We start from the raw sequence: 18,707 nt of genomic DNA, 5'->3' as shown, positions 1-18,707 counted from the left end.
AGGCCCCCAACCGGGGCTTTCCGAACCACGTCCCCGCCGCTTTCAGCGCCAGGCACTTTTACTACGTTACCCGCTCGTTTCCGCCGTGTCAAACCACTATTTCGCGGTTCGTCGTGCTTCACCCGACATGCGGATATTGTGGTGCTTGCTCGAGTCCACGATGACGCACGTCGTTGCCGACGTTCGTTTCTGTCGTGGGAAACCGCAGACCGGCCGATCGCCGCTTCGCGGCCACCCGCCCGGCTCCTGCCGGCTTCAGAACTCTACCCGGTCGGCTTCGCGTTCGCAACCCCGTTTCCGGAGTGTTCCGCACCGCCCGATCCTCAGTCTCGCTCGGCGTTCCCGCCACGAGCCTGGCGCCCGTTCTCGGCCGGTTTGTCCGGCCTCCCCCGTGCAGAGAGAAAGTTACGCGGACGGCCCGGAGAAGGCAAATCAGGGTTCATCACTGGTTTGGCCGAGCCACTCCCCCCGGTCCTGGCCGCAGCCGAGGACGCGGGCCGCCTCGACGTGCCAGAGTGTCAGACATGGATGAGTCCGGGCACGGCGCCAAGGTGTTCGCCGAGCAGGCGCTGCTCGGTCTCATCGGGCCGTTCTGGCAGGTGGTGATCGGTGCGGTCGTGCTTGTCGTCCTCGTGCTCTCGGTGGGACGCCTGGCCCGGCGCGGCAGATCGCGAATGACCACGGCGCTGCTGGTCACCGCGGCAGCCATCGCCGGGTTCGCGGTGATCGGCGTCCTGCTCGAGGGGTGAGGCACTCAGAGCCGGCGGTTGGCCAGGCTGGGCAGCTCGGCGCGGATCGCGTCGAGCCGATCGAGGTCCAGGTCGACGACGGAGACCCCCGGCCCATCCGGCACCTGACCGATGACCGTCCCCCACGGGTCGACCACCATGCTGCGGCCAAAGCAGGTGCGGCCCGGCTCGTGGTCGCCGGTCTGGCCGGCCGCCGCCACGAAACACTGGTTCTCGATGGCCCTGGCCCGCAGCAGGACCTCCCAGTGGTCCCGGCCGGTGTGCATCATGAATGCGGCCGGCACCACCAGCAGCTGCGCGCCACCATCGGACGCGAGCAGTCGGTACAGCTCGGGGAAGCGCAGGTCGTAACAGATCGACAGACCCACCCGCAGCCCCTCGACGTCGACCACCACAGGTTGCGCACCAGGCGCGACACTCGCCGACTCCCGGTAGGAGACCCGACCCGGGATCTCCACGTCGTACAGGTGGATCTTGCGATAGCTCGCGGCGAGACTGCCGGAACGGTCGAAGACCAGCGACGTGTTCCAGGTGTGGTCCGGATCCGGGCCGGCCTCGTGGAAGGAGCCGGCCACCAGCCAGATCCCGAGACGGCGGGCGACCCCGGCGAAGAAGCTGCCCACCTCCCCGTCGACCGGCTCCGGTTCGGGCAGCCCGGCGGCAGGGCCGAGGTAGTCGACGTACTCCGGGAGGACGGCGAGATCCGCGCCGCCGGCGGCGGCCCGCTCCAGTAGGGCCTCCGCGGCCGCCAGATTGGCCTTACGGTCGTCCCGGGCGTTCAGCTGGCAGACGGCGACACGCATGAGCAAAGGGTACGGCTGGAAGGCCGTTCACGGACAGCGTCACGGTCCGGCCCACGCCGGTGCACGGACACGGTACGCCGCACACGATCACGCCGGCCGCATCAGGATCGAACGGCCGGCGTGACGCGGGAAGGGATCAGGCGGACTTCTCTTCGCGGTCGCGCCGAGCCCGACGCCCGGTGAACTCGCGCGGCACGATCGTCGGGTTGACGTTCTCCAGGACGACCTCGCGGGTGATCAGCACGCGGGCGGCGTCGGGGTTGCTCGGCACCTCGTACATCGCGGAGAGCAGAACCTCCTCGATGATTGCCCGGAGACCACGGGCGCCGGTGCCCCGCAGCATGGCCTGATCAGCGATGGCTTCAAGCGCCGCCTCGTCGAACTCCAGCTCGACACCGTCCAGCTCGAAGAGTCGCTGGTACTGACGGACCAGGGCGTTGCGCGGCTCGGTGAGGATCCGGACGAGGGCGCTGCGGTCCAGGCTGCGCACGTTGGTGATCACCGGCAGCCGGCCGACGAACTCGGGGATCAGCCCGAACTTGAGCATGTCTTCCGGCATGACCTGGCTGAAGATGTCGTCGGTCGACCGCTCGGACACCGACCGGAGCCGGGCACCGAAGCCGGTGCCACCCTGCCCGGTGCGGGACTCGATGATCTGGTCGAGGCCGGCGAACGCACCACCACAGATGAACAGCACGTTCGTGGTGTCGATCTGGATGAACTCCTGGTGCGGGTGCTTACGGCCACCCTGCGGTGGCACGTTTGCCACCGTGCCCTCGAGCATCTTGAGCAGCGCCTGCTGCACGCCCTCGCCAGAGACGTCCCGGGTGATCGACGGGTTTTCCGACTTCCGGGCGATCTTGTCGACCTCATCGATGTAGATGATGCCGGTCTCGGCGCGCTTGATGTCGTAGTCAGCAGCCTGGATGAGCTTGAGGAGGATGTTCTCCACGTCCTCGCCCACGTAGCCCGCCTCGGTCAGCGCGGTGGCGTCGGCGATGGCGAACGGAACGTTCAACATCCGGGCGAGCGTCTGCGCCAGGTGGGTCTTGCCGCACCCCGTCGGGCCCAGCAGCAGGATGTTGGACTTGGCCAGCTCGACGGCGTCACTGCCGGAGCCCGGCGCGCCAGCCGCCTCGGCCTGGATCCGCTTGTAGTGGTTGTAGACCGCCACGGCGAGCGCCTTCTTGGCCTGATCCTGACCCACCACGTAGGTGTCGAGGAACTGGCAGATCTCCATCGGCTTGGGAAGCTCTTCCCACTTCACCTCGCCGGACTCGGCCAGCTCCTCTTCGATGATCTCGTTACAGAGATCGATGCACTCGTCGCAGATGTAGACCCCTGGGCCCGCGATGAGCTTCTTGACCTGTTTCTGCGACTTGCCGCAGAAGGAGCATTTCAGTAGGTCGCCGCCGTCACCGATCCGTGCCACCTACGTTCTCCCTGCACTCGTCGGCCGGAGTCCCGGCCCTGACCTGCGGACGCTGCGCGCCGCCCGGTGTGGTTCGCTGCGCCGGCCCGACCGGCGAAGCGGTACGGACCCGACGTTACCCGCTGGCGGGGCATTCTCCGACCCCCAAAACGGGTGTGTCAGAGGTCGGCCGGGAACTTCAAGCCCCGGCCAACCTCTGACCCGGTACTGCTCAGCGGGCGGCGTTGGCCGCCAGCAGACCCTTCTTGCGGCTGGTCAGGATCGTGTCGACCAGCCCGTACTCCTTGGACTCCTCGGCCGTCATGATCTTGTCACGGTCGATGTCCTTGCGGACCTGCTCGATCGGGCGGTTGCAGTGGCGGGACAACATGTCCTCCAGCTGCGTGCGCATCCGCAGGATCTCCCGGGCCTGGATCTCGATGTCCGAGCCCTGCCCGTAGCCGCCCTCGGTGGCCGGCTGGTGGATGATGATCCGCGAGTTCGGCAGGGCCATCCGCTTACCCGGAGTGCCCGCCGAGAGCAGCACCGCCGCCGCGCTCGCCGCCTGCCCGAGGCAGACCGTCGAGATGTCCGGACGGACGTACTGCATGGTGTCGTAGATCGCCGTCATGGCGGTGAACGACCCACCCGGCGAGTTGATGTACATGATGATGTCGCGGTCCGGGTCGGTGCCCTCGAGCGTCAGCAGCTGGGCCATCACGTCGTTCGCCGACGCGTCGTCCACCTGGACGCCGAGGAAGATGATCCGGTCCTCGAAGAGCTTGTTGTACGGGTTCGACTCCTTGACCCCGTACGACGTGCGCTCGACGAACGACGGCAGCACGTAGCGGTTGTGCACGGCCGCGAACTGGGGCGGCAGGCTCAGGTCGGTCATCGTCAGCTCCTCAGCTCAGGGTCCCGGCGCCATCCGGAACCTGTGCGGCCCCGATGATCACCTTGTCGATGAAGCCGTAGTCCATGGCCTCCTGGGCGGTGAACCAACGGTCCCGGTCCGAGTCGGCCTCGATCTGCGACTGGCTCTGGCCGGTGTGGTGCGCGACCCGCTCCTGGAACATCCGCTTCGTGTAGAGCATCTGCTCCGCCTGGATGGCGATGTCGGACGCCGTGCCGCCCAGACCACCGGACGGCTGGTGCATCATGATCCGTGCGTGGGGCAGGGCATACCGCTTGCCCTTGGTGCCCGCGCAGAGCAGCAGCTGGCCCATCGAGGCAGCCATGCCCATCGCCACGGTCGACACGTCGTTGTCGATGAACTGCATGGTGTCGTAGATCGCCATGCCGGAGTAGACCGAGCCACCCGGCGAGTTGATCCACAGGTTGATGTCGCGGTCCGGGTCCTCCGCGGCGAGCAGCAGCAGCTGCGCGCAGATGCGGTTGGCGACCTGGTCGGTCACCTCACTGCCCAGGAAGATGATGCGTTCCTTGAGCAACCGGTTGTAGACCGAGTCGTCGAGGTTGCCAATGGAGTCGCCACCGCGCGCGTCAATCGCCCGGAGCGACTTCTTGGGGATGTGCATGTCGGTCATGGCAGCCCTTCGCTCTCCGTACCGTCTTTCCCGACACTAACCGCTGTGCGGGGCGGCAGAGTCCCGGTCGGGGCACTGTTCGCTCTCAGCGCAGCTGTGTCGGGGTACCCGCGGCGCGGGCTTCCGGGCGTACCCGGCAGTGCTTGCTGCCCGGCGCGTACCCGGGAAGGGAAACGGCCGCCGTCTGCCGCTGAGCGGCGGACGGCGGCCGCACCCGACGATCAGTGCTGGTGGTTGTGCTCCGCCTCGTTGGCGGCGCGCAGCGCGTCGAGGGTGATCCCGTTGCCGGCCGCGTCCTTGATCGTGATCCGCTCCATGACGGCCGCGAGCGCCTTGCCCCGCCGCACGTCACCGAAGACCGCGGCGGCCGCGCCGGAGCGCACCAGCTGGTCGTAGTACTGCTGCGGGGCCATCCCGGCACGTTGCGCCCGGTGCACGATCTCGTGCCCGAACTCGTCGTCGGAGACCTGCACGTCCTCCGCGTCGGCGAGCGTGTCCAGCAGGAGCTGGACCTTGACGCCCTCGGTGGCCGCCTCGGTCAGCTCGGCGTCGATCTGCTCCTCGGTCTTGTCCTCGGCAGCGAGGTACTCGTCCATCGAGGCGCCGATCCGCTCGAGCTGGTCGACCATCGCCTGCTTACGGCTCTCGACCTCCTCGCGGACGACACCCTCCGGGGCCGGGATCTCGGCGGCCTCGACCAGCTGGGCCAGGGCCTTGTCCCGGGCGGCGTAGATCTGCTCGACCTGCTTGCCCTGGGTGACCCGAGCCCGCAGGTCGCCCCGCAGCTCCTCGATCGTGTCGAACTCGCTCGCCATCTGGGCGAACTCGTCGTTCAGCTCCGGCAGCTCCTTCTCCTTGACCGTGCGCACGGTCACCGCCACCTCGGCGTCCCGACCGGCGAAGTCGCCGCCGACCAGCTGGGTGGTGAAGGTGGTGTCGTCGCCGGCGGCGAGACCGACCACGGCCTCGTCCAGGCCCGGGAGGAGCTGCTTGCTGCCCACCTCGTGGGAGATGTTGCTCGCCTGGCCGCCCGGCACGTCCTCGCCGTCGACGGTGGCGTTGAGGTCGATCTGGACGAAGTCGCCCTCGGCGGCAGCCCGCTCGACGGTCTTCAGGGTGGCGAACCGCTCGCGCAGGTTCTTCACCTGCTCGTCGATCTCGCTCTCGTCGATCTGCAGCTCGTCGACGGTCACCTCGATGGTGCTCGCGTCCGGGATGGTGATCTCCGGGCGGACGTCGACCTCGGCGGTGAAGTTCAGCGAGTCACCGTCGTTGAACTCGGTGATCTCGACCTCGGGGCGCCCCAGCGTCTTGAGGTCGTGCTCGCGCACCGCGGCGAGGATGTTCTCCGGGATGGCCTCCTGGACCGCCTCGTTGAGGACGGTGCCCCGGCCCACCCGCTGGTCGATCACCGCGGTCGGCACCTTGCCCCGGCGGAAGCCCGGAACCTGGACCTGCGAACCGATCTCCCGGTACGCCTTCTTGAGGCTCGGCTCGAGCTCGACGAACGGCACCTCGATGGCGAGCCGCACGCGCGTCGGGCTCAGAGTCTCGACGGTGCTCTTCACAGGCGTACTCCTTGACGGATCTCAGTTGAGTCTGGGCGTGATTCAGCCCATCGAGTGTAGGCGAGCCGGCCTGACGCTCCGGCATCGCCCGGGGCCGCCCTTGGCGGCACCCGGCGCGGCCCGGCCGCGGACGACAGTCGGGGTGGCGGGATTTGAACCCACGGCCCCTCGCTCCCAAAGCGAGTGCGCTACCAAGCTGCGCCACACCCCGTGGCGACGTGCAGTCTATGCCGTCGCCACGCCTCAGTAGGTGCCGGGGCATCAGCCACCCGGACATAACTCCCGAAAATTACCATTCCGCCCGCACCCCCGTACCGCCAAGATCCGCACAACTTCGCGGATGTGGTGGTCTCCGCGCGCGTCGAGGCCACCACATCCCGGATGTTGCACGGATCTTGGGTCGCCGTGCCGCCGGGTCCCGGACGACGCGACACCGCGGGGCGGTTACCGGTTACGCGTAGGGCAGCAGCATTGGGTACGCTAGGGGCCGCGTTCCGTTTCGGTGGGATGCACGCGGGCGTAGCTCAATGGTAGAGCTTCAGTCTTCCAAACTGACTACGCGAGTTCGATTCTCGTCGCCCGCTCCAACGCCCTCCGGCCCAGGTCGGAGGGTTTTTTCACGCGCGGCGAGGCCCAGGTGGACCGCGTGGGCGCGGCACCTGGACCCAACCGGCGAGGCCGGTTCACCGCGTCACTTCAGGTGGAACCGTTCGTCGACCGCGAGCGCCGCCAGCTGCGGCACGGAGAACGGCAGCTTCGTCAACGCCTGAAAACCCTCGTCCAGCCGCACGCTCTGTGCCACGAACACCACCACCCCGTCCGGGTGCCGGTACGCCGACCACTGGTCGAGGCGATCGTCGTCGTCAGCTCGGACCACCACACCCACCCGCGTCGCGCCGACGGTCTCGACCTGACACTGGCCCCCCATGCCCCAGAACTTCTGGGCCAGGTCGCACGGCTCGGCCGGCAACGGGTTGCCGGCGGCGTGCACCTCCACGACCACGCGCCCGGTGCCCTTGCCCTGCGCCACCGCGACCGAGGTCAGGTAGCTCCACACGTCGACGCCGTTCACCCTGTTCTCGAACTGCGCCTGCTGGGTCCGCAGCATCGGATCGATCGTGCCCGGCGGGTCCTGCGGCGCGGTGAAGCCGGCGGGCACGATCGAGACGGTCTCGGTGAGCAGGTGGACTCCCTGGTCGTACCTGGACCCGGCCCGCGCGGTCCGGTCCTCCTGCGGTTGACCGTCCGGCCCGGTCGGCCACGCCTCCTTGGTCTCCTCCGACGCGTCCGGAGCGAGCAACCCCTGACCCGCCGGCTGATAGACCGGGTCGTCCGGAGTGGCGACAACCGCGAAGCCGGTGACCGCGAGCACCACGGCCGCCGTTCCGAGGGACGCCAACACCGCGCGGCGTCGCACCTGCGTCCGCCGCGCCCTGCCGAGCGCGGCTTGCGTACTCAATGGTGGTGGCGGGGTGGTGGCCGCCATCTCGCTGCGCAACCCTGCGCGCAAGTCTTCCTCGTTCATCGCTCCCCCATCTCGATCCCGCTGTAGGTGGGTGACAGGAGGCCCCGCAACGTGTCGAGCCCGCGTGCCGCCTGACTCTTCACCGTCCCTGGAGAACACTCCAGCAACGCCGCGACGTCCTCGACGGACAGGTCCTCCCAGTAGCGCAGCACCAGCACGGCCCGCTGGCGCGGTGCCACCCGGGCCAGCGCCTGGAGCAGCACCAGTCGGCTCTCCGGCGAGTCGGCCGGGGCCACCCGCTCGGCGTCCTCGCCACCCACCCGTTCACGCCGCCACCAGCCGCGGCGACGCTCGTCGAGAAAGGTCCGGACCAGGATCTGCCGCACGTAGCTGTCGAGCACCTCGTGCCGCGAGATCCGGCTCCAGACCCGGTAGAGCTTGACGAACGTGGTCTGGACCAGGTCCTCGGCACGGTGCCAGTCACCGCACAGCAGGTACGCGGTGCCGCGCATGGCACCGGACCGTTGCGCGAAGTACTCGGCGAACGCCTCGTCGCGACCGCTCATTCAGGCCTCCGATCCCCGTTTCGAGGTAGTCACGCGGGGTCTGGCCCAGGGGGTTGCTCCGGAACTCGCGGACATGTCGAGGGATCAACGCCGAACGGCCGCCGAGGACGCCCCCGCATACCTTGACAGGTGTCGATCTGTGCACTGGTGTAAGGACCAAGCACATCGACGTCCGTCACAGGAGGGCACATGATCGTCCGACGACGGTGGACAGCTGCCGCCACCACAGTGATCCTGTTCAGCGCAGTGTTGTCCCATCCCGCCTCCGCGGCGGCGGCACCTGCCGCCCCAGCCGCTCCGATCACCCTGAGCGCCACCGAGACCGCGCTGGTCCGGGTCCAGCTACGCGACCAGGCCCAGTTGGACCGGCTCGTCGCCACCGGCGCGGACCTGGCCAACCGGCCCCGCGCACGGGACGGCCGGATCCTCGCCGACCTGGTGCTCAGCGGCGCGCAGCTCGCCGAACTGACCGCACAGGGCGCGACGGCCACGCAGATCGTCCAGCGAGCCGGGGACGGGAACCAGCACTACGCCGAGAGCGTCCGCGCGGCTCAGGCCCGCACCGCCGCCGGACTGCGGACGCCGGCCGCCGGCCAACGGACCACCGCCGCCGCCGTGGACACCCTCCAGGTGCAGCAGGCGTACCACTGGACCACGAACGGGCAGACCTTCCTCCAGGCCCAGGTGGCGACCACCGCCACCGACGACCCGGACGTGGAGATCACCGTCAGCTGGCGGACGGCGGACGGCGCCACCGGATCGTTCCCGCTGTACCGGTTCGAGGACTCCGGCGAGTACCAGTACCACTACAACGTTCCCCAGCCGGTGCCGAGCCGGCCGGTTCAGTTGACCGCCACCTCGAGCCTCGGCGGGGTCAGCCGCGTGGTCACGCCGACGCTCTGGCCGAACGTCACGCCCCCGCCCCTGCCGGCCGGCTACCAGAAGGACTTCATCGACGCGTACCTGACGCCTGTGGACATCCAGGCGCGGATCAAGCGGTTGGCCCGCCAGTACCGGGACCTCGTCGAGGTGATCGACCTACCGAACAGGACGCAGGGATACCGGCGCACCGCTGCCGCGTACCTCGGCGACCCGGCGGCGGCAGCGGTGGTGGTCGAGTCGGTGCGCTTCGGCGACCAGAACATGAACGGCGTGCAGGTGCGCACCGTCGACCCGGGCCGGGCGAACCGACCACTGACCGTGGGCTACCGGGACCGGGTGTTGACCGTGTCGCTGGCCTCCGACACGGCGGGCAGGACGGTCAGCACCACCGACGAGGTCGCCGCGGCGATCAACGCCCGGCAGCCGGACCGTTTCCGGGCCACGGTGGAGGACGGCTCGGCCGGCCTGCCGATGCCCGTCGCCGGCCCCGCCCGACTCGACGACGGCCTCCAGGGCACCGAGGTGCCGGCACGGCAGTGGACGGTGCAGGCGCTGCGCCTCGGCGTACACCGCGACGGCTCCCGGGTCGGGGTGCTCGCGTACTCCCAGGAACACGCCCGGGAGTGGGCCACCCCGCTGGTGACGCTTGAGTTCGCCGAGCGGATGCTCGCCAACGCCCGGACCGACCCGGCCACCCGTGAGCTGCTGGAACAGGTCGACATCTTCGTCATCCCGACGGTCAACCCGGACGGCGCGAACTACTCCTTCAACGACTTCAACTTCCAGCGCAAGAACCTCGTCAACCACTGCGTCGGGGCGGCCCGCGACCCGAAGAACCGCACCTCGTGGGGCGTCGACCTCAACCGCAACTACACGGTCGGGTCGTACTTCGACGGCTACGTGGGCGCCAGCGCCAACTGCCTGTCCGGCAACTTCGCGGGCACGGCCGAGCTGTCCGAGGCGGAGAGCCGCAACGTGATCGCACTCGCCCAGGACCACCCGAACATCAAGTTCGCGATGAACGTGCACTCCTACGGCGGGTACTTCATGTGGCCGCCGGGGGCGTACCGGGCCGACGGCAGGGTCACCCTGCCGCGACCGTCGATCGACGAGTCGACGCTGTTCCTCGACAGCGCCCGGCGGATCGTCGGCGCCATCGCCCAGGAGCGGGGCACCGTCACCTGGCCGTCGCAGACCGGACCGGTCGCCGACGTGCTCTACTCCGCCGCCGGCAACTCGGCCGACCAGCTCTACTACGAGTTGGGCATCTTCGCCTGGGACTTCGAGGTCGGCAACGACAGGTGGAACCCGGCAACCAGCCAGTGGGAGGGCGTCGGCTTCCAGCCACCGTTCGACGAGGCGCACGGCGAGTCCCAGGAGTACGCCGGCGGGCTGGTGGAGATGGTCCGGGTGGCCCGCGACTACGCCGCTGCCGAGGCGGCCACCGACTGACCTTCGGGCCCGTACCGCAGCCGGGAGCGCCCGGCGGCGGTACGGGCCCCGGCCGGCCACCCTGGGTGCCGGGCGGTAAGCCGATGGTGATCACAGACGTTGACGTGTTTTCATGTCAGCACGCCTGCGCGCCAACCCGGGACATCGATGACTGAGCAACCCGCACCTGATCACCTCGTCGTGGTCGACGTGTTGACGCAGGGCCTGAGTCACCTGCTACGCGACGAGGATCCGGAACTGGCCCGATGGATCGACGAACTGGTCGCGACCCTGAAGTCCCCCCGGCAGACGACCCTGTCGGGCTGGAACAGCTTCCTCGACCCCGGCGCCGACTCCACCTGACCCGGTCGGAGTTCACAGGTCTGGCCGGCGGTCGGGCTGGCCCGGCTGCCATCGGCGCGCTGCGGCTCGCGCACCGCAACCGCACGATGCTCGTCCTCAAGAGCCTCGCCGACACCGACGACACCCTGGCCGCGTCGGCGCACCTGCTCGGGCACGCCCACCGCCTCGACTCCGCCGCCACCGACGTGCTGCTCGACCACCCGTGGCTGGCAGTCTGGGCGATCGACCGGGTCCGGCGCGGCGCCACCGGCCGACCGGACTACCTCCCGTTCGTGGCACTCGCGGCGGCCGCCCGCAGCGGTTTGTCGGACGCGGCGGTGCCGGTCACGCCTCGTGCGGATCTGGTGCCCGTGCCGGGTCTCGGGGTGCTGCGCCGACCCGGCGGCCGCACGAAGGTGCGGCCGACCGACCTGGCCGGGCCGCAGTGGACGCCCACCCGCCGGTGGCGCTTCAACGACAGGTCGCTCACCCTCGACCTGCGCGTCGACGACCTGGACCCCTACCGCGACTGCTTCGGGCTGCCCGTGGCCGACCGACTGTCCCCACCGCGGGCCGCGGAGCTGGAACGGTCCGTCGGGCACGCCTGGCACCTCCTCGTCGGGTACGCCCCGACGCACGCCGCCGAACTGGCCGCCGGGATCAGCACGTTCGTGCCGCTGGCCGGCGGCACCGAGCGCGGGCACAGCGTCACGCACGCCGACGCCTTCGGGGCGTTCGCCGCCGACGCCGACCTCGACCCGGTGGAGCTGGCCGTCACGATGGTGCACGAGCTGCAACACAGCACACTCAACGTCGTCCTCGGCCTGGTTCAGCTCTACGAACCGACCGACCCGGCGCGGTACTTCGCACCCTGGCGCCCCGACCCGCGCCCGATCGGCGGGCTGCTGCACGGCGCCTACGCGTTCACGGCCGTCGCCGAGGTGTGGGCCGCGCTGCGCGCCCACCCGGAACTGGCGGCGCAGGCCACCGCGCGGTTCGCGGTGGTACGAGCACAACTGGAGCGCGCCCTGGTCGAGTTCGCCCGGGCCACGGGTCTCACCTCGGCCGGGCGGCTCTGGGTGGACCACCTGACCGCACGGATCGGTCAGCTGGCGGCCGCACCGCTCCCGGCGTCGGCCGACGCCGCCGGGCGGCGGGAGGTCGCGGAAGCCGAGCGGACGCGTCGACCGACGATGACCACCGGTTGAGTGCACGGACCCGACCGACGCGTCAGGTGAGCCCGACAGTCTCGATGTCGCACTCGATGCGCCGCTGACCCCGGGCGGCGTCCACCTCCGGATGGTCCGGCCCGAACATCGCCGCAAGCGCGGCGGCAGCCTCGTCGAGCAGCTCGCGGCCACGAGCCTCCTCGCCGACCTCGATCAGGTCGACCGCCGCGTTGACCGCGCAGTAGAGCGTGTACGGATGCCCCGGCCCCCGCAGACGCCGCGAGTCCTCGAGGATCGCCTCGGAGAGCAGCTGCGCCTGCTCCAGTCGGTGCGACCGGACCAGGTTGATCGCCTGTGCGGAGCGCGCGCTCAACAGGTACGGGTGGGTGGGCGGTAGCACCTCGCCCATCGCCTGGAGGGTGGCCGCGCCCAACTCCCGCGCCTCACGGTCGAAGTTGCGCGCCCGCAGGATCACCCCGAGGTTGACCGCGGCGCAGAGCGTGACCGGGTGCCGCTCCCCGAAGACGGTGCGGAAGGTGGCGTGCCCCTGGGCGGCCAGCGCGTACGCCTGGGTGGCGTCGCCCGCCGCGCGCATGGCGTTGGCGCAGGTCATGCCCGCCTCGGCGGCCAGCACGTGGTCGGTCCCGAAGCGGCGGGTCACCAGCCGGTAGTTCGCCGCCCCCTCCGCCACGGCCGCGTCCAGCCGCCCGGTCTTGCGCAGGCAGGCGATGTGGATGCAGGTGGCGCGCAGCACGGTGAGGTGCTCCGCGCCGAGCAACGAACGCTGCACCGGCAGGGAGCTGTCCAGGAGTTCGAGCGCGTCGGCGTACCGGCCCAGCAGGTAGAGGTCGCGCGCCTGGGCCTCCTGGGCCAGCACCAGCGCGTAGGTGCCGTCCTCCGCGGCCGCACCGGCGTGCCGTGCCACTTCGAGGTTGAGGTCGTACGCCCCCGCGAAGTCACCGATCAGGCGAAGGTTGATCGCCATCGAGTTCATCACCCGCAGTGTGCTCGGATGCCCGTCGCCGAGCACCCGGCGGTGCACGTCGAGGTTGCGCCGGTCCAGGTCGGCGGCGGCTGCGAAGTCGCCGATCCGTCGCAGGTCGGCGCCGACGCTGTTCGCCGCACCGAGGGTGTACTCGTGCTCCTCACCGAGGCTCGTCCGCATCCGCTCCAACGCCTCGAGGCCGAACTCGGCCGCGCGCGGGTCGGCGAGCAGCCGCAGGGCGTCCGCGTACCGCCGCATCGCCAGCAGGGTCAGCGGGTCGCCGCTGCGCTCGCCGTCGGGGCCGGGCTGGTCCCAGGCGGCCAGGATCTCCTCGGCGAAGTCCCGGCAGCCTTCGAAGTCACCCAGGTTGTAGATGTAGCGCAGCTGGTCCATCGCCGTTCGGCGGGAGTCGAGGTCACCGTGGATCAGGCCGGCGACGCGCACGTGCGGTGCGATGTCCGCATGGCGTGGCCAGGTGCTGCGGTCGTCGGGGAAGCCGGGGTTCGCAGCGGCGAGCAACCGGCGGGCGTTCGTCAGCGCGGTGTCGTCGCCCTGCTCGGCGAGCCCTTCCCGAAGGACCGCCTGCACCAACCGGTGCACCTGCACCTGTCGGGCGGCATTGTCCGCCTTCGCCAGCCCGAGCGACGCCAGTTGCCGGATGGCCCGTGCGATGTCGTTGCGCTCCTGCAGGTTGGTGCGGAGCGGTTCGTCCAGGCCGGCGCGACGCCCCTCCCAGAGCAGCCGCATCGGGACCGGATCGGGGCTGAGGAAGGCGAGCATCTGGATCAGCTGCGCGGCGGCGGGGTTCTGCTCGCGTACCGCGGCGAGCGCCATCGACACCACGGTCAACACCGTGCCCCGGTACTGCCGGGGCTGCCCCTCACCCAGCAACTCCCGGGCGTGCTCCTTGAGGTCGACGAGATATTCGTCGACCGACGACAGCATGGTGAGCAGCCAACTGGCGGCCTGCTCCAGGGCCAGCGGCAGGTCGCCGAGCTCCGCGGCGAGCCGGCGGGCGTCGTCAGGTGTGGTCGCCGGCCGTCGCTTGAGCAGCAGTTCCACGCTCTCGGCCCGGGTGAACACGTCGACGTCCAGGGTCAGGGCGCTCGCCGACCAGGCCATGTTGCGCGAGGTGACGAGGACGTGGCCGCGCTCACCGACGAGGTTGGAGGAGGGCATCAGCGGGGCCAGCTCGTGCGGGTCGTCGGCGTTGTCGTAGACGAGCAACCAACTGAGCGAACTGGTGGACAGCGAGTCGAGCACCGTACGAACGGTCTGCTCCAGACTGGCGCTCGCGGCCAGGCCGAGCCGCTCACCGAGGGCCGCGATCGAGGTCCGCAGCGCGCTGAGATCCTCGGCGGCCATCCACCAGATCAGCTGGTAACGGTCCGCGTAGCGGTAGGCGAACTCGACCGCGAGCTGGGTCTTGCCGACCCCACCGACACCGCGCAGCGCCGCTTCCGGCAGCACCGAGGCCCGGTGCTGTGAGGAGAGCAGCTCGTCGAGCGCGACGAGCTGCTTCTCCCGGCCGGTGAAGTACAGGTTGCGCGGTGGAACGCCGCCCCGGATCAGCGTGCGGGATCGCTGGGGCGTCGTCTCCTCGATGATGATCGTCCTGCGCATGTCGGATTCAGGGTCCTCTCCACCGACCTCGGCCGGTGCCGCCTGGTGCGGGGATCGTAGCGACGTCCAGTGCGCCTTCGCAGCCACGCGCATGTCGTCGAGGTCGGCGGCGGTGAGGCGCAGGGCGGTCGCGGCGTCCCGCAGCCACTGCTCCACCGACGTGCCGTCGGACTCCAGGCCCGCCTGCACCAGGCCCGCCAACGCCACGGCGGCGGGGACCGGCCAGTCGCCCACCGGCTGCCAGCCGACGGCCTCCACCAGGGCCGGCAGGTCGTCCAGCGGCAGCTGACCATCCGCGACAGCCGCCACGGCCCCGGTCAACACGTCGGTAGGGACGTCCGCGAGCACCTGCACGAAGAGCCAGGAGAGATAGACCTGCTGGGCGACGGTGACCCCGTTGGCGCCCGGGTGGAAGTCGCCGATGACCTGCAACAGGGTCGGCACACCCCGGGGCTCCTGGGCGCAGGCCCGGACGATGCGGTAGACGTCGTACTGGACCTCGGGATGCCGGGACACCGACAGTCGCTTGCGCAGCTCCCCCTCGACCTCGTCGAGGTAGAGCGAACGGGTGTTCCCGTCGTTGATCGAGCTCATCGACAGCAGCGCGGCGCAGATGGCCTGCACCTGAGCGCTCGGCATCCGGGGCGTCGTCACCGATTGTCCTCCGTACCCGTCAGCAGACCGAGGCTCTCGGCAAGGTCGCGGAAGGCTTGCAGTGGCTTACTCGCCGACCCCTCCGTCAACAGCAGAACGCGATAGAGAGCCGCGATCCCGTCCTCGTATTCTAGGCCCGTCCGAATCAGAGCGAACATGTCGAGACCCAATGGCCCGAATGGTTTCACCATCCGACCGATCTGCGGTGGCAGGGACTGAATGACCAATTGACGACTTTCGGGGTGCCGGAGTACTGGAATGTCCTCCAGCAGACGCGCCAGCGCCATCTTCTGCGCGAATGAGGGCGGCGCGGGCACGGGCCCGGACGCAGCCCGGTCCGGAGCCGACCGAGGTCGAGGCAGCAGAGCCGACAGTGGTCGGGGCGGTAGGGCCGACAGGGGTCGGGGCGGCAGCAGGGTGGGCGGCAGCAGACCCGGTGGCAGCAGGTCGGACCACCTGCCGACCGGCAGCATCCAGCCAACCAACTGCTGGCCGACGCTCGCCCGGGCCAGCACCATGCCCACCACGGCGCCGTCCGAGGCGTACACCCCGGAACCGCTGAAGCCCCGGTCGATTCCCGCGGTGGCGGCGGAGACCCGATCGAGTTGGCGCCACCCCGTGCTCGCGTCGACCGGACCGACGGCCCGCGCCAGCACCAGGACGGACGCCGGGGTGTTGACCGGGTAGCCCACGATCCGCACGTCGAACTCGTCGTCACCGCGATCGGCAAGGGCGGCGGGGGCGGACGGCAGTGGCGTTGCGCAGCGCAGGACCGCCAGGTCGCCGTCGCCCGCCGGACCGACACCCCTGGACCAGACCACCTCGGCGGCAACCCGGGTGCCGGGTTGACTCGGCGTGTCGACGAGCAAGCCGGGCTGGTCCCGCCCGGTGCCGTCGTCGACGACATGCCAGCAGGTCAGCACCAGGTCGGTGGTCAGCTGGATGCCCGCGCCGACGACCGACGGGGAGTGGCCGGCGAGTATCCGTACCCGGCCGGCGAGCGACCGGGTGCCGGTCATCCGTGCTCCGCCGACCACTCGACCCGGAGCGGCGGCCACCGACGGCCGGCCGGGCGGTCAGTCATGCGCGGCGGGCTCCTGCGCGGCGGACCCGTCCTCAGCCGCTGCGGGCAGGGCGGTGACGCCCGAGGTCCAGATCAACTTGACCGTGAGGTGGCCCTGCGCGCTGGTGCGGGCGAGGACGGCGCCGGCCTCCGCGGTGAGGGTGACGCCGATCTCGACCTCCACCTGATCGGGGCGGACCGACACCCCCTGTGCCACGCCCACCGCCGCGTCGAGTGCGGGCTTGATGTGGGCCAGCGCCGTTTCGAGCGACAGCCGGGCGGGGCGGATGCGGTCGAGCAGACCGACCCGTTCGAGGTCGGTGCCGGCGTGTTCCTCGACGAGGAGGACGCCCTGATCGGTTTCGAAACGAAGGAGATCCGCCACGTGACGAATTCTCGCCGAAAGATCGTTCGGAATCGGTGTCAGATCACTGACAGGAGTCATTGCATGCACAGTGCGCCGACACGGAACACTTCCGCTTGCCATCACCACTGCGGCCTGTCAGCCTGGCGCAATGCAGGACACGGCGACCTTCGAGGATCTGCTCCGCGAAGGTGCCGACGCATCCGTGGACGGATGGGATTTCTCCTGGTTCCACGGCCGCGCGACAGAGCAGCGGCCGTCCTGGGGATATCTGCGACTGATGACCGCCCAGATGAGGGTGGCCCGCGCCGCACTGGACATCCAGACCGGCGGCGGCGAGGTGCTCTCCGAGGTGCCCGCACTCCCGCCGATGACGGTGGCCACCGAACACTGGCCGCCCAATCTTCGACTGGCCCGGCGCGCCCTCGAACCGCGCGGCGTGCGGGTTGTCGACGTCGCCGAGGACGCTCCGTTCCCGTTTCCCGACGAGACGTTCGACCTGGTCGTGAGCCGGCATCCCAACGTGGTGCTCTGGGACGAGATCGCCCGGCTGCTCACCCCGGGCGGGCGGTACCTGGCCCAGCTGATCGGCCCCGGCTCGAACCGGGAGCTGGCCCAGTTCCTCACCGGCCCCCGGGAGATCAGCGACGAGCGCAGCCCGGCCCGCGCCGCCGCCGACGCGCAAGCCGCCGGGCTGGTCATCGACGAGCTACGGCACGAAGCGCTGCCGACCACCTTCAACGACGTCGCCGCGGTGGTGCACTTCCTCCGCAAGGTCATCTGGACGGTGCCGGACTTCACCGTGGACCGGTACCGGGCCCGCCTCGCCGACCTGCACGAGCACATTCGTCGGCACGGCCCGTTCGTGGCCCACGCCCAGCGCATCCTGGTCCGAGCGCACAAACCCCGACGCTGACCCGAACGAGCACCAGTCGGGCCGGCCGACCACGGATGAACCGCGGCCGGCCGGGTAAGCGGCAACCTTGCCTGGTGGGGAGACGACCGGGTGCACGGGCGGGCGGTGACGAACCAGCCCGCCCGTGCACACCCGGTCAGTTCGAGGAGATCCAGTTCCAGGCCGAGACGACCCACTCCGTCTGCTGGAGCCAGGCCACCCCGAGGCCGGCGAGGAACACCGCGGTCGCCAGGTGGGCACCTCGGGCGCTGCGCCGGACCCGGCCCAACTGCCGCTCCAGCACCACCCTGCCGACCAGCCGGAACAGGGCGAACAGGCCGACCGCCACCAGCAGGCTGAGCACCAGCACCAGCAGCGGGCCGCTCAGGTCACCCTGACCGGACAACGCCCAGATGCCCCAGCACACGAACGCGAAGAGGCCAGCCGCCGCGCTCCACTCACCGCCCCGTCGTAGTTGCGCCATCCGCGAGCTCAGCGAGCGGCGGGGCACCGGCCCACCGGGCCAGCCGGTGCCGGTCGGCTCCTGCTCGACCACCGGGAACGGCTCGGTCCGCAGGGTGCGCGGCTCACCCACCGGGGCGACCCCCCGACGGAACCCGTCGCGCTGCGGCGGCACCCCGACGCCGGCCTGCGGTGGCACCTCCACGGTCCGCTCCGCCCACGGCTGCGTCTGGTCTGCCATCTCGTCCTCCCCCTGACCGACGGCAACAGCACCGCCTGGATTCGAGGGTAGCCAGCCGGCAAATCGGTCGCCGACCCCGGCCGGGACGCGGGGCCCGCGACAGCGGCGGAACACACCCGGGCACGGTACGGTCGGCTGATGGGTGACCCCGACCGACGACGGCGACGGCTGCGCCACCACGCCGACTCCGACCCGGCCAGAGCGGGTTCCGACGCCCCGACGGCCAGCACGCCGGGCGTGCACGACGGTGCCGACCCGCCACCACGGCGCAGGAACACTGGCGACGACCGCGACAACGAGCGCGGGCTGCGCGGGCTTGTCGGCTCCGGCTCGTCCCAGGTGGGGTTGAGCGCCGCGCTACGAGCCCGGGACGCGGCCCGCCCCGACGAGGACGACCTGGCCGAGGCGGAGGCCCGGGTGGTGGTCGTCCGTCGCAACTGGGTGCCCCGCGAGGAGCTGCCCCGCTCGCCGCGCTGAACGCCGCCCG

17 protein-coding genes and 2 tRNA genes are annotated in these 18,707 nt (G+C 70.5%); 7 read left to right on the top strand and 12 right to left on the bottom strand.

All coding sequences use genetic code 11. The features are described from left to right. The first annotated feature begins 524 nt into the window (after positions 1 to 524). The gene (locus AB0C15_RS27575; protein WP_357356655.1) at positions 525 to 749 is read left to right on the top strand and encodes a hypothetical protein; all 225 of its coding nucleotides are present in this window, start codon (positions 525 to 527) and stop codon (positions 747 to 749) included. 5 nt (positions 750 to 754) lie between these two features. Here the strand turns inward: AB0C15_RS27575 and AB0C15_RS27570 are convergent, their stop codons facing one another. The 6 genes from AB0C15_RS27570 to AB0C15_RS27545 all read right to left on the bottom strand — a co-directional run bounded on the left by AB0C15_RS27570 (position 755) and on the right by AB0C15_RS27545 (position 6,289). Beyond that, entirely contained in the window at positions 755 to 1,552 is a 798-nt protein-coding gene (locus AB0C15_RS27570) for a carbon-nitrogen hydrolase family protein (RefSeq protein WP_357356653.1), read from the bottom strand. Between the two features lie 136 nt (positions 1,553 to 1,688). Further along, positions 1,689 to 2,984 (bottom strand): ATP-dependent Clp protease ATP-binding subunit ClpX, encoded by a 1,296-nt coding sequence (gene clpX, locus AB0C15_RS27565; protein WP_130403784.1) that lies wholly within the window; start codon positions 2,982 to 2,984, stop codon positions 1,689 to 1,691. 211 nt (positions 2,985 to 3,195) lie between these two features. After that, positions 3,196 to 3,858: an ATP-dependent Clp protease proteolytic subunit gene (locus tag AB0C15_RS27560; protein ID WP_030333536.1), complete on the bottom strand. Its 663-nt coding sequence runs from the start codon at positions 3,856 to 3,858 to the stop codon at positions 3,196 to 3,198. Positions 3,859 to 3,868: 10 nt separating this feature from the next. After that, a complete protein-coding gene (locus tag AB0C15_RS27555) occupies positions 3,869 to 4,510 on the bottom strand; it encodes an ATP-dependent Clp protease proteolytic subunit (RefSeq protein WP_007464111.1) in 642 nt (213 codons plus the stop codon). Between the two features lie 221 nt (positions 4,511 to 4,731). Further along, entirely contained in the window at positions 4,732 to 6,078 is a 1,347-nt protein-coding gene (tig, locus tag AB0C15_RS27550; RefSeq protein ID WP_357356650.1) for a trigger factor, read from the bottom strand. Between the two features lie 137 nt (positions 6,079 to 6,215). After that, positions 6,216 to 6,289: transfer RNA gene (locus tag AB0C15_RS27545), tRNA-Pro, on the bottom strand. A gap of 302 nt (positions 6,290 to 6,591) precedes the next feature. Between AB0C15_RS27545 and AB0C15_RS27540 the strand changes: the two genes are divergently transcribed. Further along, a tRNA-Gly gene (locus tag AB0C15_RS27540) sits at positions 6,592 to 6,665 on the top strand. Between the two features lie 104 nt (positions 6,666 to 6,769). Here the strand turns inward: AB0C15_RS27540 and AB0C15_RS27535 are convergent. Both AB0C15_RS27535 and AB0C15_RS27530 read right to left on the bottom strand, forming a co-directional pair. After that, complete coding sequence (locus tag AB0C15_RS27535) at positions 6,770 to 7,603, bottom strand: hypothetical protein (RefSeq protein WP_357356648.1); 834 nt, start codon at positions 7,601 to 7,603, stop codon at positions 6,770 to 6,772. Then, complete coding sequence (locus AB0C15_RS27530; RefSeq protein ID WP_357356646.1) at positions 7,600 to 8,109, bottom strand: SigE family RNA polymerase sigma factor; 510 nt, start codon at positions 8,107 to 8,109, stop codon at positions 7,600 to 7,602. The genes AB0C15_RS27535 and AB0C15_RS27530 overlap by 4 nt, the downstream gene beginning before the upstream one ends. 189 nt (positions 8,110 to 8,298) lie before the next feature. On the opposite strand from AB0C15_RS27530, the gene AB0C15_RS27525 reads away from it, so the two are divergent. The 3 genes from AB0C15_RS27525 (at position 8,299) to AB0C15_RS27515 (ending at position 11,972) form a co-directional block, all read left to right on the top strand. Then, positions 8,299 to 10,443, top strand: a complete 2,145-nt coding sequence (locus tag AB0C15_RS27525; protein WP_357356644.1) for a M14 family zinc carboxypeptidase — start codon at positions 8,299 to 8,301, stop codon at positions 10,441 to 10,443. Positions 10,444 to 10,590: 147 nt separating this feature from the next. Continuing rightward, positions 10,591 to 10,785 (top strand): hypothetical protein, encoded by a 195-nt coding sequence (locus tag AB0C15_RS27520; protein ID WP_357356642.1) that lies wholly within the window; start codon positions 10,591 to 10,593, stop codon positions 10,783 to 10,785. An 86-nt stretch (positions 10,786 to 10,871) separates the two neighbouring features. After that, entirely contained in the window at positions 10,872 to 11,972 is a 1,101-nt protein-coding gene (locus AB0C15_RS27515) for an HEXXH motif-containing putative peptide modification protein (protein ID WP_357356640.1), read from the top strand. 22 nt (positions 11,973 to 11,994) lie between these two features. On the opposite strand, the gene fxsT is transcribed toward AB0C15_RS27515, so the two are convergent. Genes fxsT through AB0C15_RS27500 form a run of 3 tightly spaced genes read right to left on the bottom strand, consistent with a single transcriptional unit; the run spans position 11,995 to position 16,703 of the window. Next, complete coding sequence (fxsT, locus tag AB0C15_RS27510; RefSeq protein WP_357356638.1) at positions 11,995 to 15,195, bottom strand: FxSxx-COOH system tetratricopeptide repeat protein; 3,201 nt, start codon at positions 15,193 to 15,195, stop codon at positions 11,995 to 11,997. Beyond that, complete coding sequence (locus tag AB0C15_RS27505; RefSeq protein ID WP_357356636.1) at positions 15,192 to 16,214, bottom strand: trypsin-like peptidase domain-containing protein; 1,023 nt, start codon at positions 16,212 to 16,214, stop codon at positions 15,192 to 15,194. Before AB0C15_RS27505 ends, fxsT begins: the two co-directional genes overlap by 4 nt. 57 nt (positions 16,215 to 16,271) lie before the next feature. Then, positions 16,272 to 16,703: a CU044_2847 family protein gene (locus AB0C15_RS27500; protein ID WP_357356634.1), complete on the bottom strand. Its 432-nt coding sequence runs from the start codon at positions 16,701 to 16,703 to the stop codon at positions 16,272 to 16,274. A gap of 70 nt (positions 16,704 to 16,773) precedes the next feature. Between AB0C15_RS27500 and AB0C15_RS27495 the strand changes: the two genes are divergently transcribed. Further along, positions 16,774 to 17,538, top strand: coding sequence for a class I SAM-dependent methyltransferase (locus AB0C15_RS27495; protein ID WP_357356631.1), 765 nt, complete (start codon positions 16,774 to 16,776; stop codon positions 17,536 to 17,538). A 136-nt stretch (positions 17,539 to 17,674) separates the two neighbouring features. Here AB0C15_RS27495 and AB0C15_RS27490 read toward each other — a convergent pair whose 3' ends face one another. Beyond that, positions 17,675 to 18,220: a hypothetical protein gene (locus AB0C15_RS27490; RefSeq protein ID WP_357356629.1), complete on the bottom strand. Its 546-nt coding sequence runs from the start codon at positions 18,218 to 18,220 to the stop codon at positions 17,675 to 17,677. A 138-nt stretch (positions 18,221 to 18,358) separates the two neighbouring features. On the opposite strand from AB0C15_RS27490, the gene AB0C15_RS27485 reads away from it, so the two are divergent. Beyond that, positions 18,359 to 18,697: a hypothetical protein gene (locus tag AB0C15_RS27485; protein WP_357356627.1), complete on the top strand. Its 339-nt coding sequence runs from the start codon at positions 18,359 to 18,361 to the stop codon at positions 18,695 to 18,697. The last annotated feature ends 10 nt before the right edge of the window (positions 18,698 to 18,707 follow it).

It is taken from the genome of Micromonospora sp. NPDC048835 (assembly GCF_040649995.1).
GTDB lineage: Bacteria > Actinomycetota > Actinomycetes > Mycobacteriales > Micromonosporaceae > Micromonospora.
Note: the sequence above shows the minus strand (reverse complement) of the source record. Positions and strands in the feature narration are given on the sequence as shown.

What these genes read in the sequence shown, in the direction of transcription:
- AB0C15_RS27575 (WP_357356655.1), top strand. Translation starts at nt 525, where the DNA reads ATGGATGAGTCCGGGCACGGCGCCAAGGTGTTCGCCGAGCAGGCGCTG.
- AB0C15_RS27570 (WP_357356653.1), bottom strand. Translation starts at nt 1,552, where the DNA reads ATGCGTGTCGCCGTCTGCCAGCTGAACGCCCGGGACGACCGTAAGGCC.
- AB0C15_RS27560 (WP_030333536.1), bottom strand. Translation starts at nt 3,858, where the DNA reads ATGACCGACCTGAGCCTGCCGCCCCAGTTCGCGGCCGTGCACAACCGC.
- AB0C15_RS27555 (WP_007464111.1), bottom strand. Translation starts at nt 4,510, where the DNA reads ATGACCGACATGCACATCCCCAAGAAGTCGCTCCGGGCGATTGACGCG.
- AB0C15_RS27535 (WP_357356648.1), bottom strand. Translation starts at nt 7,603, where the DNA reads ATGAACGAGGAAGACTTGCGCGCAGGGTTGCGCAGCGAGATGGCGGCC.
- AB0C15_RS27530 (WP_357356646.1), bottom strand. Translation starts at nt 8,109, where the DNA reads ATGAGCGGTCGCGACGAGGCGTTCGCCGAGTACTTCGCGCAACGGTCC.
- AB0C15_RS27525 (WP_357356644.1), top strand. Translation starts at nt 8,299, where the DNA reads ATGATCGTCCGACGACGGTGGACAGCTGCCGCCACCACAGTGATCCTG.
- AB0C15_RS27520 (WP_357356642.1), top strand. Translation starts at nt 10,591, where the DNA reads ATGACTGAGCAACCCGCACCTGATCACCTCGTCGTGGTCGACGTGTTG.
- AB0C15_RS27515 (WP_357356640.1), top strand. Translation starts at nt 10,872, where the DNA reads ATGCTCGTCCTCAAGAGCCTCGCCGACACCGACGACACCCTGGCCGCG.
- AB0C15_RS27505 (WP_357356636.1), bottom strand. Translation starts at nt 16,214, where the DNA reads ATGACCGGCACCCGGTCGCTCGCCGGCCGGGTACGGATACTCGCCGGC.
- AB0C15_RS27500 (WP_357356634.1), bottom strand. Translation starts at nt 16,703, where the DNA reads ATGACTCCTGTCAGTGATCTGACACCGATTCCGAACGATCTTTCGGCG.
- AB0C15_RS27495 (WP_357356631.1), top strand. Translation starts at nt 16,774, where the DNA reads ATGCAGGACACGGCGACCTTCGAGGATCTGCTCCGCGAAGGTGCCGAC.
- AB0C15_RS27490 (WP_357356629.1), bottom strand. Translation starts at nt 18,220, where the DNA reads ATGGCAGACCAGACGCAGCCGTGGGCGGAGCGGACCGTGGAGGTGCCA.
- AB0C15_RS27485 (WP_357356627.1), top strand. Translation starts at nt 18,359, where the DNA reads ATGGGTGACCCCGACCGACGACGGCGACGGCTGCGCCACCACGCCGAC.